Genomic DNA, 14749 nt, shown 5'->3' on the forward strand with positions numbered 1-14749 from the left:
GATCCGACTTCTAGTCTAGTTAAAGTGACTATTTAGACGCTAGTGACTACACCGCGATAGGTCGGAGCTAATTTCGAAATCGTGCAACGGGCTATAGCAGTAAGAATTACTGAGATGTTCTCTTCGTCAGAAACATCGGCCACCAGCGCCTGGGCTTCGTTGATGTTTGCGGCTCGGAACGTCTGCTCATATTCGGGATCGCCGCAGATCGCTTCGATTCCACGGGTATTCAGATCCAGCACCGTTTTGGGATCATCATCGATAATAACATAGGGGACATCCGCTGCCTCAAGCTTAGACCGAAGGACATCTTCGCGCGGGTTGTATGAACAGATGATGACGTGGTCAGTAAGTTCGGTCGATTCCTGTGGGTTATCTTTGAGGGCTTGTTGAAATAGCGGCACGACGAACAGCGGTAGTGCTAGAAACACGAGGAGCACGCCGGAAAGGTTCATCCAAACGACGATGAGATTCATGATGGCTGTGTTCCAGTACCCAGTATCGCCACCGAATCCGGCTGTCGTGAGTGCCTCAATGACGACTTGTAAGGAATCAAAAAACGCGATCTCTACCCCTTCAAACGTGAGCATTGCCCACTGGTAGAGGAGCGTGTACACAAAGACAAGCAGGGCCACGGCAGACAATAACATGACAATCCGTCGCTGCCATTCTATCATTATAGCTCGATAGGACTGATTTGATTAAGTATTCTTTTATTGTACAGTTGGTGTTGAATATGCGCGTTCCATCTTGCACGCGAGTCTTGACAAGACTTGGATAAGCAGAGCGTGCGAATCTTTCTATGACACGCTCGCTCATCCTATACTGAGCATCCCGCCTACGACGGTATCATGTCGGCGTCTGCCGACGAGAACGACGAGGTTTGGGTCCATACAGGCCAGACACTCGGAGACGTAGAGGGCGAGACGATAGACGAGTACGCTAAAATTCGCGTCGTCGAAATCCGAACCGTTCACGCGACACAGGTATTGACTGCTGAAAGATCCATCAATCAACGTAGGACTTCAAAGAGTCATGCTTCAATGCGGACTCATCATTGACTATCCGCCAGAGGGGTATAATCACCCTCCTTGGCGAGAATCCACATCGTTTCGAGTTCGTCGTCGGTTGCGCCCGATGGATAGAGTACACACTCGTTGACGGAGCTTGGATTATCTATTACAACAGCGTCCAATTCACAACGGTCAGATGCCTCTTCAATAGTTGGCGTCATATTATGTGAGCATATCCTCTTTAGAAAGCTAGTGCGTTGTCTGGTGGAGGGTGCGGTTGAACGGAATTGTCGAGCCCGTCGAGTAGCAGATCAATTGCGTTCATGTGTGCGTCTTTTTGGCGATGGATATGGGATGGACGAATTGGTTGCGCATCGTAGGGATCAAATGCACCGTATGGCACGTTGTCCTCCCGTTCGAGGTACCCACGTGTTTCGAGGAGCAACGCGTGAAGATGGATGAGTTCTTGGATTTTCACGATATAATGTAGCACCGCAGTCTCCATAAGACATTTTCCAATATTTCCTTGGTGTGACAACATTGGTGACACACTACGCCTATCAGCATAACCCTGTCAGTTACTGGGTATTAGCTTGATGGCTCCGATAACTCCCAGTCCTGTACTGACCGAATTAGACGACCCCGATTCTCGGTTTGTGACGTGCAAGAATCGCGCCCTGTATCTTGCACGGCAGTGAGAACATTTATTGTAACTGGTAGAGCGTTCAGCGGTCAGTACGCACATTCACGTACTGGATAATCCACGGAGGATTCAGTGGAAGAAGTACAGTAGGAACATAACACTCCCTTGCAGTGGCTACTATAGAGCCGAGGAATTTGGTAATTCAGATCACAGATACACCGGCACGTCCTGCCTTCGTCCAGCATCGGTTTATGGCTCGACTCACTAGAGGTTGCTAATGAAAGGGAGTATCCTGGACACGATCGGCTCGCCGCTCGTCCAGGTCGACTCGCCGGAGGGGGCGACCGTCGCCGCCAAAATCGAATCGTTCAACCCCGGCGGCTCGGCGAAGGATCGGCCGGCCCGTGAGATGGTCCGGACGGCCGAACGCGAGGGACTGATCGAACCCGGCGATCGGCTCGTCGAACCGACCAGCGGAAACACGGGAATCGGCCTTGCGCTGGTCTGTGCGGCTCGAGGCTACGATCTGACGATCGTCATGCCCGCCGATAAATCCGAGGAGCGCCGACAGATCATGGCCGCCTACGGGGCCGACCTCGAGCTCGTCGACGGCGATATGGAGACGGCCCGCGCCCGCGCCGACGAACTCGAGGCGGAGGGAGCGATCCAGCTCGGCCAGTTCGACAACCCCGCGAATCCGGAGGCCCACTACCGGACGACGGGCAAAGAGATCGTCGAGCAGGTCGGCGACCGCGAGGTGGACGCTTTCGTCGCGGGCGTCGGTACGGGCGGGACGATCTCGGGGACTGGCCGGCGGCTCCGCGAAGCGTTCCCCGAGATGGAGATCGTCGCAGTCGAACCGGAGCGAAACGCGATTCTCTCGACGGGTGAACCCGGCGACGACGAGTTCCAGGGGATGGGACCTGGCTTCGTCAGCGAGAACTTAGATCGAGAGCTGATCGACCGCGTCGAGACGGTCCGACTCGAGGACGCCGAGGACGAGTGTCGCCGACTCGCTCGCGAGGAAGGCGTCCTCGTCGGGCAATCCAGCGGTGCAACGAGTCTCGTCTCCCAGCGAATCGCTCGCGAGATCGCCGAACCCGAACTCGAGTGTCCCGAGGTGTCGACAGCGTTCGACGGTGGTCAGCCAGCCTCATCCGAGACCGACGGCGGCGCCGTCGAGGACTGCCCGCTGGTCGTAACCGTCTTCTGGGACAGCGGGGAACGGTACCTCTCGACGGGGCTGTTCGACTGATACGGATTGCTGTAACTGTTTACCGCCGCTCCCGGAGAACGGGTCCCGGGCGCGGCGGTAATGACTTACAGTAAACCGTATGACCGCGCTCGTATCGACGTCCGCCGGCCGAACCGCTACGAAGAGTACTCGGTTTCCGTCAGTCGAACGACGAGCGTCTCCCCGACATCCCGGAGGTCGTACTCCGGGAGTTCGCCGTCCGTCCGGCGGACGTAAAGTGGCTCCACGAGGCGGTGAGTCTGGCCAGCGACGCCAAACGCGTCGGCCGGTTTGGCCTCCTCGCCACCCGGGTCGGCGTCGGCGGAGTCGTCGTCACGGTTCGACTCCCGTCTGTCGTCACCGCTCGATTCCCGTCCGGCGTCGTCGCTCGAGCGCGGTCTTTCGCCGCCGCTCGAGTTCGGTTCGGTATCACTGCTCGAGTTCGGTTCACCGACGCGCTCGAGGCCATAGACCTTGCAGAACTCGCCGGTGTCCTCGGGGTCGACCGCGCCGTTGCGGAGAGCGCGAGCCAGCGGTCGCGAGAGCCACTCCTCGTCGCTGACGCTCGGTTCGAGGACGAGCGCCTCGTCGACGAACCGGGTGAGATACCAGTCGAGGTCGTTCAGCAGCGAGACTGCGGCGCCGACGCTGACGGTTCGAACCGCGAGCGAGTTCTCGAACGGGCGCGTCAGATCGTAGGTCGCGAGCGCCTCGCGGGAGGTCTCTCGAGAGAGGAGTTCGTACTGGAGGGTACAGTCGGGGTTCCCGATGAGACAGACGCGGGTCACTACGTGGTGGTGTGTGCGGTCGCGTAATGTGGGTTTCGTCTCCCGGGCGGCGTCTCGAAAAAACGACGACGCGAAGGGAACCCGGCGGAGCCGCGCTCGTCGCGTCATACGGTCCGTTGTCGTTCGGTACCGGTGATCGCTCGGATGGGGTCGGCGATCACCGGCAAAACGCGACACCGATCCGTATCAGGGATCGACGAGTTCGGCGTTTCGAGCCGCTCGTTCGGCTCGCTCGAGCAGGTCGTCCGGCTCCGCAGCGAGCAACGGCTCGAGACGGGCGTTGGTCTCGGCGCGGTCGGGTGCGACCCGGTTACAGCCGGCGTCGATGGTCGAGTCGGTGTAGGTTCCGATCTCGCGGGCCATGGCGACGATCTCCTGTTTGTCCCGGGTTAGCAGCGGTCGATGGATCGGGAGGTCGGTGACGCGGCTCGTCACGCCGAGATTCTGGACCGTCTGGCTCGACTTCTGACCGACGGCCTCGCCGGTGACGATACCGTGGGCGTCGACGCGTTCGGCGAGGGTCTCCCCAGCCCGGTAGAAGAACCGACGAAGCGAGAGCATCCGCCCTTCCTCCATCTCCCGGACCAGCAGGTCGACCGTCTCTCCGGCGGGAATCTTGTAGACTTGTGTATCGAAGTTCGGTGCGTACCGCGAGAGCGTCCGGACCGTCTCCATCGCCCTGGCCTCGTGGTCGACCCCGCCGTAGGCACCGAGGTCGACGTAGACGGGGACGATCGGACAGCCGCGTTTCATCATCTCGTAGGCCGCCACGGGGGAGTCGATGCCGCCGCTAACCATCGCGATCACCTGCTCCTGGCTGCCCAGCGGGAGTCCACCGGGGCCGGGAACCGACTCGAGGGAGAGAAAGGCGAGATCCTCCCGGACCTCGACGCCGAACGTGAGGTCGGGGTCGTCGAGGTCGACTTCGGGATCGAACTCGTCGGCCACCGCGTCCCAGATTGCCTGTCCGCCCTCCCTCGCGAGGTCTTCGCTGTCGTAGGGGAGGCGTTTGTCGCCCCGTCTGGCCTCGACGGCGAACGTTCCGCCGTCGTACCGTTCGCGGGCGATGTCGGCGAGCGCCTCGAGGATGCGGTCGAACTCGGTGCTCGTCGTCAGGGTCGGGCTCGCGGAGACGACGCCGAAGGCGTCGGCCGCCGCCGCGGTCGCCTCCTCGACGGAGGCTTCGGTGGTGTGGATCAGCGGTCGGTTCCACCGGCGTTCGACGTCGCCGGGAATCGACCGATCGGCCAGCAGCGCCTCGAGGTTCTCCGCGAGGATGTCCTCCATGTACCGCTTGACCGTGTTACTCTTGGTGTTGACGTCCCCGTGGCGGATGAGGACGGTATCGGCTCCCGGCGGATGCATGGTCGTGGATAGATGACCGTGGCTATAAGGGGATTACGAGCGGAGCCGGAGAAACACGAGCAGAGTCGAAGAGCCGAAAATCGAACGGCCGACCCTCGACGGGACAGCCTGCTGTTCGCGCTGTCGCTCGGTGCGCCCGTCGCGATGGTCGTTTCCGTGGGCACCCCAGTCAAGGCGGGGCGCGATGAGTTCTGGAGGGTTCCCGCTCGAGTCTACTACACGGCGGTCGTCGCCACGCTCGCGGTCTTGCTGTGGGTGTACCGGTACTGGAACCTGTTCGGTCTCCCTGGCTAATGTGTAGGCTCGGCTTCCGTGTGTGGGTCGAGAAGATAGATTCGCTCGAGCCGGCGTCCGCGGTCAGAACGTCGAGAGTTCGCCGTCGATCACCCGTCGCGTGATCCCGGTGACGTCGGCGAGTTCGCGGTCGACGATCGCCTCGATCGACTCGTCGACCTCGGCGAGGTCGACGCCGTCGGCTGTGACGACGTGGACGTCGGCGACGTGTGGCTGATCGATCGGGCGACCAATCTGGGAGAGAAGACGGACGCGCAGGTCGCGGATACCGTCGACCTCGCTCACGACGGCCTCGGCGATCTCCGTCGAGAGCAGGTTGTAAATCTTCCCGATGTGGTTGACGGGGTTCTTCCCGCTCGTCGCCTCCATCGACATCGATCGGTTGGGCGTGATGAGCCCGTTAGCCCGGTTCCCGCGGCCGACGGAGCCGTCGTCGCCCTGCTCGGCCGAGGTACCGGTGACGGTCAGGTAGATCGAGCCATCCTCGTAGTCGTCGGCGGTGTTGACGTGAACCTCGACGTCGCGATCGGTGTGTTCGCTCGCGACCTCGGCGACGAACTCCCGGACCGACTCGACGGCCTCGGCGTACTCGTCCAGATCCGCGATATGCTCGTCGATCATCGCCGCGGCGACGGTGACGTCGATCTCGTCCCCTTCGCGTTTGCCCATGATCTTCACGTCCGGTCCGAGATACGGGTTTTCGGCGGCGAACTCGCCGTTGAGCCGCGACTCGGCGTCGTGGACGATCCGTTCGGTCTCGGTCAGTGGTGCGTGACCGACGCCGAAACTCGTGTCGTTGGCCATCGGAACGCCCACCGGGCCGTCCGCGTCGGAGCCCTCGCCATCCTCACCGAACACCTCCTGTAAGTCGCCGCTTCCCTCGCCGAGTTTCACGTCGACGACGATCTCCTCGCCGAACTCGAGTTGCGGGATCGTCTCCTCAAGGTACTCGCGAGCGGCGCGCAATGCGATCGTCTCGGCGGGGATGGTCTGACCGTCGTAGCGTTTGGTTGCGCGGCCGACGATTAGCAGATAGATGGGGTCGACGACCTCGCCGCCGCCGAACGCGGGCGCAGCCTCGCCGGCGACGAGCTGGGTCTCGTCGGTGTTGAAGTGAAGTACCTCACCGACGCGATCCAGATACTCGCGGGCCAACGCCCCGGCGACGCTCTCGGCGACCCCGTCACAGATCGAATCGGGGTGGCCGATCCCCTTTCGCTCGACGATTTCGACTTCTTGATCCTCGACTGCCTGACGGTCGATCGGCTCGACCCGGATGTTCCGCTCGCTCATTACCCGACGTTGGGGAAGCGACATTCTATAACTTGCGGAAACCGATCCCGGAGAGAATATACTCTCTGGTAATATAGCAGCGGTCGTCGAACTCAGTCTTCGGCCTCGAGTAAGAGGCCGAGATAGGAGGTGCGGATCTGATCGTCGGGGTCGAGGTCCAGTTGCTCGAGCACGTCGTAGACGCCGTCCCGTGCGGCCTCGAGTGTCGCTTCGTCCGCGGTTTCGGTCTCGACTTCGATGTACTCGCCGATCCCGTCGACGTCGTCGACGGTGACGGTGTACTCGCCGTTCTCGAGTGTGAACCGCTCGCGTTCCTTCCGGACGGTGGCGGCCGGCTCGAAGCCCAGGTTTGCCAGAATCGCGTCCATCCGATCGTCGTCCCGAACTGCGGTTTCGACTTCCTCGCGCGTCTTCGACTCGTCGTCGACGAGTGGCCCTTTGTACGTGAGCCTGGTTTCCGCATCGTCGTCCGGTCGGTGCTCGGACCGAATCCGCAACGCTTCGTCCGTCTCCGCGAAGGTGCGATGGGGTGCGTCGTAGTACGTATCGACCTGGACGACCGTCCCTAAGGGGGTCGCCTCGAGCGCGTCGAGTTTCGATCGAACGCACTCGCGGTCGACAGGGACCTTCACTTCCACCTCGTACACGGTCTACGCCACCTCGTCCATGGTGGATACGAGGGGGAGGGGCGGTAAGTATTGGTCGCTCCCAGCGAAAAACGCGGTCCTTAAATGTAGACGGCGGGACGTACAACGTATGACCGAGGATCAGGAGGCCGAGCTAGACGAGCAGGCCGATGACGTCGCTGAAGAGGAAGCCGAAAGCGAGAGTCCGGATACCGACGCGGAAGACGGGCTCCAGCAGGGCGATTTCGTCGAAATCGAGTACACGGCTTACACCGTCGAGGGCGAACAGCTCGTCGACACCACCGACCCGGAAGTCGCCGAGGAGGAAGGTGTCGACGACCAGGGCCAGGAGTTCAAACCGCGGACGATCGTCCTCGGTGAAGGACACATCTTCGAGGGCGTCGAAGCAGCCATCACCGGCAGCGAGGCTGGCGACTCCGGTACTGTCACGATCTCCGCCGAGGAGGCCTTCGGCGAGTACGATCCCGACAATGTCGAGACCGTAAGCGCCGAGAAGATCGACGAAGACGACCGCTACCCCGGCGCGAACGTCCAGGTCGACGGCCAGCAGGGCTACATCAGCACGATCGTCGGCGGCCGCGCACGCGTCGACTTCAACCACCCGCTGGCCGGCGAGGACGTCGAGTACGAGTACGAAGTCGTCGACGAGGTCGACGACCGCGAGCAGCAGGCCGCCGGTCTCTTCGAGATGTACCTCGGGATGGAGCCCGAGCTCTGGATCGAGACCGACGAGGTCGAAGAGGAGGTCCCCGTCGAACCCGACGACGATGCGGACGAAGACGACGAGCCAGCCGAACCCGAGTTCGAAACGGAGGTAGTCGAGAAGGAGACGCTCTATCTCGAGGCCACGCCCCAGATGACGATGAACCAGCAGTGGATGATGGGGAAACAACAGATCGGCCAGCAGATCATCGACCAGATTGGCGTCGACCGCGTCATCGTCCAGGAGATCATCGACGGCATGGGTATGGGCGGTCTCGGCGGCATGATGGGCGGCATGGGCGGTATGGGCGGCGGCGACATCGAGGAGGCGCTCGAGGACGCCGACGTCGACGCAGACGAGATCGTCGAGGAACTCGAAGGCGCAGAGGAGTAACGTCCTCTCAGCGGGCTCGTTGTGCGATTTACGGACCCCTTCACGTCGAACCCGGCCGGGAGCGCCGGATACGGCCCGTGCTCGCGGACAGTCGAACCGACCCGGCCGTTTCCACCCCGCGCTTTTTGTTCTCGGCTCGCGCTCGCGCGCGTACGTGAAGCTTTATTAGTGACCGTCCACTACCCGAAAGCAGGTTTCTCATGTCCCAGGAAAGCGAGTACGGCGCCGGACAGATCCAGGTCTTGGAGGGCCTGGAGGCCGTTCGGAAACGGCCTGCGATGTATATCGGCTCTACCGACTCTCGAGGACTACACCACCTCGTCTACGAGGTGGTCGACAACTCGATCGACGAGGCGCTGGCGGGCCACTGTGACGAGATCACCGTCACCATCCACGACGACGGCGCGGTGAGCGTCGCCGACGACGGCCGCGGCATCCCCGTCGACACCCACGAGGAGTACGACCGCCCTGCCCTCGAGGTCATTCTCACCGTCCTCCACGCCGGCGGCAAGTTCGACAACAAGTCCTACCAGGTCTCCGGCGGACTCCACGGCGTCGGTGTGAGCGTGGTCAACGCCCTCTCGGGCCGCCTCGATGCCGAGGTCAAACGCGACGGCGGCGTCTATCGCCACGCGTTCGAGGCGGGCGAACCCGTCGGCGATATGGAGCGGGTCCGCGATATGAAGCCGGACGAGGCGACCGGGACGGAGATCACGTTCCGACCCGACACGGAGATCTTCGAGACCGACGAGTTCTCGTTTTCGACGCTCTCGAATCGCCTTCGCGAACTGGCCTTCCTCAACTCGGGCGTGCGGATCACGCTCCGTGACGAGCGGGCCGACGAGGACGAAACCGCCGAGGAAGCGTACGAGTACGACGGCGGCATCCGCGAGTTCGTCGAGTATTTGAACGAGACGCGCTCGGCGATGCACGAGGAAGTCATCTACTTCGAGGACGAAGACCAGAACATCCAGGTCGAGGTCGCGATGCAAGCGACCGAGGAGCTCCAGGGCTCGATCCACGCCTTCGCGAACAACATCAACACCCGCGAAGGTGGTACTCACCTCACCGGCTTCAAGACCGCGTTGACACGGACGGTCAACGACTACGCGAACGAGAACGACCTACTCGACGATATAGACGAGAATCTCAAAGGCGAAGACATTCGTGAGGGGCTCACCGCAGTCATCTCGGTGAAACATCCAGATCCGCAGTTCGAGGGCCAGACGAAGACGAAACTCGGCAACAGCGAGGTTCGAGGTATCGTCGAGAGCGCGATGCACGAGGGGCTTGGCACCTACTTCGAAGAACACCCCGACACCGCCCAGGCGATCGTGTTGAAGGCAGTCGAGGCCGCGAAAGCGCGGAAGGCGGCCCAGAAGGCAGAAGAACTCACGCGCCGGAAGTCGGCGCTCGACTCCACGTCGCTGCCGGGGAAGCTGGCCGATTGCCAGACGAAAGATCCCGAGGAGGCCGAGATCTTCATCGCGGAGGGTGACTCCGCCGGTGGAAGCGCCAAACAGGCCCGAAACCCCGAGTTCCAGGCCGTCCTCCCGATCAAGGGGAAGATCCTGAACGTCGAGAAACACCGTCTGGATCGCATCTTAGAGAACGAGCAGATCCGGAACATGATCACCGCGATCGGCGCGGGGATCGGCGACGAGTTCGACGTCGAGGACGTCCGCTACAAGAAGATCATCATGGCGACCGACGCCGACGTCGACGGGGCCCACATCCGGACGCTCATGCTGACGTTCTTCTACCGGCACATGCGCCCGCTGTTGGAGGGCGGCTACGTCTACGCGACCCAGCCGCCGCTGTACCGCATCCGGTATCGCGGCGAGACCTACGACGCGATGACCGACGCCGAACGCGACGAGATCGTCGAACAGAAGTGCAACGGCAACCCCTCGCAGGTCCAGCGGTTCAAAGGACTCGGCGAGATGAACCCCGAACAGCTCTGGGAGACGACGATGAACCCCGACAACCGGATCCTCAAACAGATCACGGTCGAGGACGCCGCGGCGGCGGACAAGATGTTCTCCGTCCTCATGGGCGACGCCGTCGAGCCCCGAAAGCAGTTCATCAAGGAGAACGCCCCCGAGGCAGAATGGATCGACATCTGAGCGCTCGAGATGAGGTGAGGTGACTACATGAGTTCCGACGTACCCGATCCCACAGACATAGAGGCACGAGCGGTAGAGAACGTCCGCATCGAGGACGAGATGGAGCAGAGCTACATCGACTACGCGATGTCCGTCATCGCGGGTCGTGCGCTCCCGCGGGTCGAGGACGGCCTGAAACCCGTCCACCGGCGCATCCTCTATGCGATGCACGAGATGGGCGTCTCGAGTGGCTCGAGCCACCGCAAGTCGTCCTCGATCGTCGGCGAGACGATGGGTGATTACCACCCACACGGCGACAGCGCGATCTACGACACCCTGGTCCGGATGGCCCAGGACTTCTCGATGCGCTATCCGCTGGTCGACGGCCAGGGGAACTTCGGCTCGATGGATGGCGACCCGGCGGCCGCACAGCGGTACACGGAGGCGCGGATGTCGCCCATCTCCGAGGAGTTACTCGAGGATATCGAGAAGGATACCGTCGACTTCTCGGCGAACTACGACGATCGCTTGCAGGAACCCGACGTGTTGCCGGCGGCGTTTCCGAACCTCCTCGTGAACGGCTCGTCGGGGATCGCCGTCGGGATGTCGACGAACATCCCGCCGCACAACTTGGGCGAGATAATCGACGCCACCATCGAGTTGATCGACGACCCCGACGCGACCGTCGAAGACCTGATGGGCCACGTCAAGGGGCCGGACTTCCCGACGGGCGCGAACATCGTCGGTCGCGACGCCATCTACTCGGCGTACAAGACCGGCCGCGGACGGCTTCGCGTACGCGCCGAGTTCGAGGTCGAGGAGTGGAAAAACGACCGCGAACGCATCGTCATCACCGAACTTCCCTTCCAGACGAACAAGGCCCGCCTCGTCGAGCGAATCGCCGAGGACGTCAACGACGGCGACCTCGAGGGAATCTCGGACCTGCGTGACGAGTCCGACCGTGACGGCGTCCGCATCGTCGTCGAGTGCAAGCGGGGGGCGAACGTCGAGGTCGTCAAGAACAAACTCCTCGAGAATCACTTGGAGCGAACGTTCGGCGTCATCAACCTCGCGCTGGTCGACGGCCAGCCCAAGGTGCTCTCGTTGAAAGAGACCTTAGAGGAGTACATCGCCCACCGCCGCGAGGTCGTCCGTCGGCGAAGCGAGTACGACCTCGCCGAGGCCGAGGATCGAGCACACATTCTCGAGGGGCGACTGCGAGCGCTCGAGAACGTCGACGACGTCGTCGACCTCATCCAGAACTCCGACGATCGGTCGGCGGCGAAAGCGGGGTTACAGGAGGAGTTCGATTTCTCCGCGGATCAGGCCGACCACATCGTCCGGATGCAACTCGGCAGTCTGACCTCGATGGAGGCCGCGGAGATCGAAGACGAGTACGAGGACGTCACCGCGGAGATCGAGCGACTGACGGCGATCTTAGAGAGCGAACAGGAGCTACTCTCGGTCATCAAAGACGAACTCCGCGAGGTGAAAGCCGAATACGACGACGATCGGCGCACCTCGATCGTCGAGGATCAGGGGACGGTCACCCACGAGGACCTCATCCCCGAAGAGGAGGTGTTCGTCGTCATGACCGAGGACGACTACGTCAAGCGCATGCCCATCGACACCTTCGACCCCCAGGGTCGTGGCGGCAAGGGGATCATCGGCGCGGACGTCAAGGAAGGTGACCGCGTCACCACGGTGTTCCGGGCGAACACCCACGACTATCTGCTTTGCTTTACGAATCAGGGCAAAGTCTACCAGCTCAAAACGTACGAGATCCCGGAGATGGGGCGAAACGCCCGCGGCAAGTCGGCGGTCAACATCCTCGACCTCGAGGGCGACGAGGAGATCACGGCGATCGTCGACACCGACGCCTTCGGTGACGACGAGTACGTGACGATGGCCACCCGTAACGGCTACGTCAAGCGCACAGCTGGCGAGGAGTTCGACAACATCCTCTCGACCGGGATCATCGCGGCCGACCTGGAAGAGGGCGACGAACTGATCGACGTCGAGGTAACCGACGGCTCCCAGGATCTCGTCATCGGGACCGAGCAGGGGATGACGATCCGCTTCGACGAGACCGAAGCTCGGTCGATGGGCCGTAACGCCCGCGGCGTCAACGGCATCAAACTCGAGGGCGACGACGCCGTCGCGGGGCTGGTCGCGACCGACGAGGACGACGACCGGGCGCTGTTGACCGTCACCCGGAACGGGTACGGAAAACGAACACATCTCTCCGAGTACCGCACCCAGTCGCGGTACGGCAAGGGGCTGATCGACATCAAGACGGGGGAGCGAAACGGTCCCGTTAGGGCCGTCAAGGCGGTCTCGGCGGACGATCAGGCCGTGTTGATGAGCGAACGCGGACAGATCATCCGAACCCGGGTCGACGAGGTGTCGACGGTCGGGCGAAACACCATGGGCGTCATCGTCATGGAGGTCGAAGCCGACGACGCCGTCGCCAGCGTCGACGTGATTCCGGCGGTCTCAGTCGGTGGCGACGAAGACGCGGACGACAGCGAGTAGGGGGACGGTCGCTCGAGACAACTCTCCCTGTATCGCATCAGACGAACTGAGAGAGCGTTTTCCGGAAGATCGTAAACAGATCAGTGTCCACCGACGGGAACAGTCTGGTCAGTGGGTGGGCTCTTCGGCGGGCGCGACCATGTCGTCGATGCGGAGAATGAGGATGTTGTTGGTGTCGTCTTTCCCGTCGACGCGGCCCTCGACGACGAGTTTCGACAGCGGGGTCGGGCCGACGGTGACGGCATCGTCTTCGGAGATGTCGCCGATCGTCCCCTGCATGTGGATCTCGGCACGGCAGAGCTCCGGATGATGGACGCTCGAGAGATCGATCTCCTCGACGATGACGTCTTCGACGGGTTCACCCTCGTGACTCAACGGCACCGAGGCGGGATCGTCCATCTGCTGGATCTCGAGGGCTTCGTAGGCCGCAGCAGTCGGTTTGTAGCCGCCTTTCGGGCCGGGAACGCCCTCGACGAGTTGGAGGGCTTTGAGACTCTGCATCTGGTTGCGGATCGTCCCCGGATTGCGGTCTACTTGTTCGGCGATATCTTCCCCTTTGATGGCGTCTTCGGACTCCTTGTGGAGGTTCGTCAACGCCCGGAGGATTTTCTTCTGGCTCGGAGTCAGTTCGATTGATGACATGGCGAAATGTTCGTAATTGATTTCCTTAAACCCGACGGGTGGGCCAAGTTGGTTTTCGGTGTTCGATCTTTCGGACCGAATACAGTAAGTCGTTTCTCTTCGTGGCGTTGGTCGACCAGTTCGAGACGGTCAGGCGGGAACGAGCCACCCCTCGAGGAGAATCTCCGTGAGGACGTCCTCGAGGAGGAACATGAGAACGAATCCGAACGCAAACGCCATCGTGTTTGCTCGAGTGAGGACGGCGTCGGCGTCGAACCGGATGAGTTCCGCGACCTCGATGAGGACCTGTAGGATCGCGCCGATCGCGATGGCATAAAAGAGAATCGCAAGCAGATCGGACTGTGCGAAACTGCCGATCCAGCCGCCGACGATGACGGGGCCACCGGCGATGACCCCGATCGCGGCGAAGTGACGCAACGGTGGCGTCGCCCTATCCCGGGCGATAGCGGCGACCACGGTCGGCCCTTCCATGACGTTGTGCATCACGAACGCCAGGACGAGCAGGGTAAGCGTCGCCGTATCACCCATGACGTACGACACCCCGATGCCGAGTCCCTCCCCGACGCTGTGGAGTCCGAGCGCGATCGCGACGAGGTAGGCAATCTCGACGCCGCTCTTTTCGGTCCTGTTCATCGTTCGCTGTCGCCACTGACTCGCGACGTACATGACGGCGAACGTCACGCCGACACCGGCGGCCGCGAGGCCAAACGCGAGCACTGGGGTACCGGTGTCGCCGGCGTATTCGACCACGTCCTCGGTCATCTCGACAGCGATGAACGCGAGAACGCCGGCAGCGAGCGCCATGAAGCCGTGAATATACCGCGTATCGAGTTCCCGGATGAACGGGAACCAGAGCATGCCGATCGCGACCGGGACGATACCTGCGATCGCGCCGATAACCGTCACGACCCAGATCACGTCGAGGGTACTCGCCTCGCCAGCACTCGAGAGGTCACCGAACGGTGAACTCAAGTAGAGAAGTCCGAACACGGCGCCGAGGATCAGGACAGGACCGATCGCGAGCAGCCACCGCGGGAGATCGTAAAGCGATCGGCGACTCATCGCGGTCGATCACCGCCGACAGAGTAAACTCG

General features: G+C 62.0%; 13 protein-coding genes. 5 read left to right on the forward strand and 8 right to left on the reverse strand.

Annotated features, from left to right (window positions below):
* Window positions 1-32 precede the first annotated feature (32 nt).
* Both GRS80_RS03860 and GRS80_RS03865 read right to left on the reverse strand, forming a co-directional pair.
* On the reverse strand, window positions 33-677 hold the full coding sequence (locus GRS80_RS03860) for an NAD-binding protein (RefSeq protein ID WP_160046409.1): 645 nt from the start codon (window positions 675-677) through the stop codon (window positions 33-35).
* A 577-nt stretch (window positions 678-1254) separates the two neighbouring features.
* Window positions 1255-1554: a UPF0058 family protein gene (locus tag GRS80_RS03865; protein ID WP_338006041.1), complete on the reverse strand. Its 300-nt coding sequence runs from the start codon at window positions 1552-1554 to the stop codon at window positions 1255-1257.
* 379 nt (window positions 1555-1933) lie between these two features.
* Between GRS80_RS03865 and GRS80_RS03870 the strand changes: the two genes are divergently transcribed.
* Complete coding sequence (locus tag GRS80_RS03870) at window positions 1934-2911, forward strand: PLP-dependent cysteine synthase family protein (RefSeq protein ID WP_160046411.1); 978 nt, start codon at window positions 1934-1936, stop codon at window positions 2909-2911.
* Window positions 2912-3027: 116 nt separating this feature from the next.
* Here the strand turns inward: GRS80_RS03870 and GRS80_RS03875 are convergent, their stop codons facing one another.
* Window positions 3028-3678 carry a DUF5804 family protein gene (locus tag GRS80_RS03875; protein WP_343161440.1) on the reverse strand — a complete coding sequence of 217 codons (651 nt, stop codon included), beginning with the start codon at window positions 3676-3678 and terminating at the stop codon, window positions 3028-3030.
* A gap of 186 nt (window positions 3679-3864) precedes the next feature.
* A complete protein-coding gene (locus GRS80_RS03880) occupies window positions 3865-5043 on the reverse strand; it encodes a tRNA sulfurtransferase (RefSeq protein ID WP_160046412.1) in 1179 nt (392 codons plus the stop codon).
* Between the two features lie 12 nt (window positions 5044-5055).
* Between GRS80_RS03880 and GRS80_RS03885 the strand changes: the two genes are divergently transcribed.
* A complete protein-coding gene (locus GRS80_RS03885) occupies window positions 5056-5337 on the forward strand; it encodes a hypothetical protein (protein WP_160046413.1) in 282 nt (93 codons plus the stop codon).
* 63 nt (window positions 5338-5400) lie between these two features.
* Here GRS80_RS03885 and GRS80_RS03890 read toward each other — a convergent pair whose 3' ends face one another.
* Entirely contained in the window at window positions 5401-6630 is a 1230-nt protein-coding gene (locus GRS80_RS03890) for a methionine adenosyltransferase (RefSeq protein WP_160046414.1), read from the reverse strand.
* 92 nt (window positions 6631-6722) lie between these two features.
* Window positions 6723-7277, reverse strand: a complete 555-nt coding sequence (cyaB, locus tag GRS80_RS03895; protein WP_343161436.1) for a class IV adenylate cyclase — start codon at window positions 7275-7277, stop codon at window positions 6723-6725.
* Window positions 7278-7386: 109 nt separating this feature from the next.
* Here cyaB and GRS80_RS03900 point away from each other — a divergent pair, with 109 nt between their 5' ends.
* The 3 genes from GRS80_RS03900 to gyrA all read left to right on the forward strand — a co-directional run bounded on the left by GRS80_RS03900 (window position 7387) and on the right by gyrA (window position 13013).
* Entirely contained in the window at window positions 7387-8373 is a 987-nt protein-coding gene (locus GRS80_RS03900; protein WP_160046415.1) for a peptidylprolyl isomerase, read from the forward strand.
* 200 nt (window positions 8374-8573) lie between these two features.
* Window positions 8574-10499, forward strand: a complete 1926-nt coding sequence (gene gyrB, locus GRS80_RS03905) for a DNA topoisomerase (ATP-hydrolyzing) subunit B (RefSeq protein WP_160046416.1) — start codon at window positions 8574-8576, stop codon at window positions 10497-10499.
* Between the two features lie 27 nt (window positions 10500-10526).
* Window positions 10527-13013, forward strand: a complete 2487-nt coding sequence (gene gyrA, locus GRS80_RS03910; RefSeq protein WP_160046417.1) for a DNA gyrase subunit A — start codon at window positions 10527-10529, stop codon at window positions 13011-13013.
* Window positions 13014-13121: 108 nt separating this feature from the next.
* On the opposite strand, the gene GRS80_RS03915 is transcribed toward gyrA, so the two are convergent.
* A complete protein-coding gene (locus GRS80_RS03915) occupies window positions 13122-13655 on the reverse strand; it encodes an Rrf2 family transcriptional regulator (protein ID WP_149082834.1) in 534 nt (177 codons plus the stop codon).
* 129 nt (window positions 13656-13784) lie between these two features.
* A complete protein-coding gene (locus GRS80_RS03920) occupies window positions 13785-14717 on the reverse strand; it encodes a metal cation transporter (protein ID WP_160046418.1) in 933 nt (310 codons plus the stop codon).
* Between the last annotated feature and the right edge of the window lie 32 nt (window positions 14718-14749).

It is taken from the genome of Natrialba sp. INN-245, from assembly GCF_009807105.1.
Classification (GTDB): domain Archaea; phylum Halobacteriota; class Halobacteria; order Halobacteriales; family Natrialbaceae; genus Natrarchaeobius; species Natrarchaeobius swarupiae.

Excerpts from the sequence above, each read along its gene's own strand:
- gyrB (WP_160046416.1), top strand. The coding sequence starts at position 8,574 with ATGTCCCAGGAAAGCGAGTACGGCGCCGGACAGATCCAGGTCTTGGAG.
- GRS80_RS03920 (WP_160046418.1), bottom strand. The coding sequence starts at position 14,717 with ATGAGTCGCCGATCGCTTTACGATCTCCCGCGGTGGCTGCTCGCGATC.
- GRS80_RS03880 (WP_160046412.1), bottom strand. The coding sequence starts at position 5,043 with ATGCATCCGCCGGGAGCCGATACCGTCCTCATCCGCCACGGGGACGTC.
- gyrA (WP_160046417.1), top strand. The coding sequence starts at position 10,527 with ATGAGTTCCGACGTACCCGATCCCACAGACATAGAGGCACGAGCGGTA.
- GRS80_RS03885 (WP_160046413.1), top strand. The coding sequence starts at position 5,056 with ATGACCGTGGCTATAAGGGGATTACGAGCGGAGCCGGAGAAACACGAG.
- GRS80_RS03865 (WP_338006041.1), bottom strand. The coding sequence starts at position 1,554 with ATGTTGTCACACCAAGGAAATATTGGAAAATGTCTTATGGAGACTGCG.
- GRS80_RS03900 (WP_160046415.1), top strand. The coding sequence starts at position 7,387 with ATGACCGAGGATCAGGAGGCCGAGCTAGACGAGCAGGCCGATGACGTC.
- GRS80_RS03915 (WP_149082834.1), bottom strand. The coding sequence starts at position 13,655 with ATGTCATCAATCGAACTGACTCCGAGCCAGAAGAAAATCCTCCGGGCG.
- GRS80_RS03860 (WP_160046409.1), bottom strand. The coding sequence starts at position 677 with ATGATAGAATGGCAGCGACGGATTGTCATGTTATTGTCTGCCGTGGCC.
- GRS80_RS03870 (WP_160046411.1), top strand. The coding sequence starts at position 1,934 with ATGAAAGGGAGTATCCTGGACACGATCGGCTCGCCGCTCGTCCAGGTC.
- GRS80_RS03890 (WP_160046414.1), bottom strand. The coding sequence starts at position 6,630 with ATGAGCGAGCGGAACATCCGGGTCGAGCCGATCGACCGTCAGGCAGTC.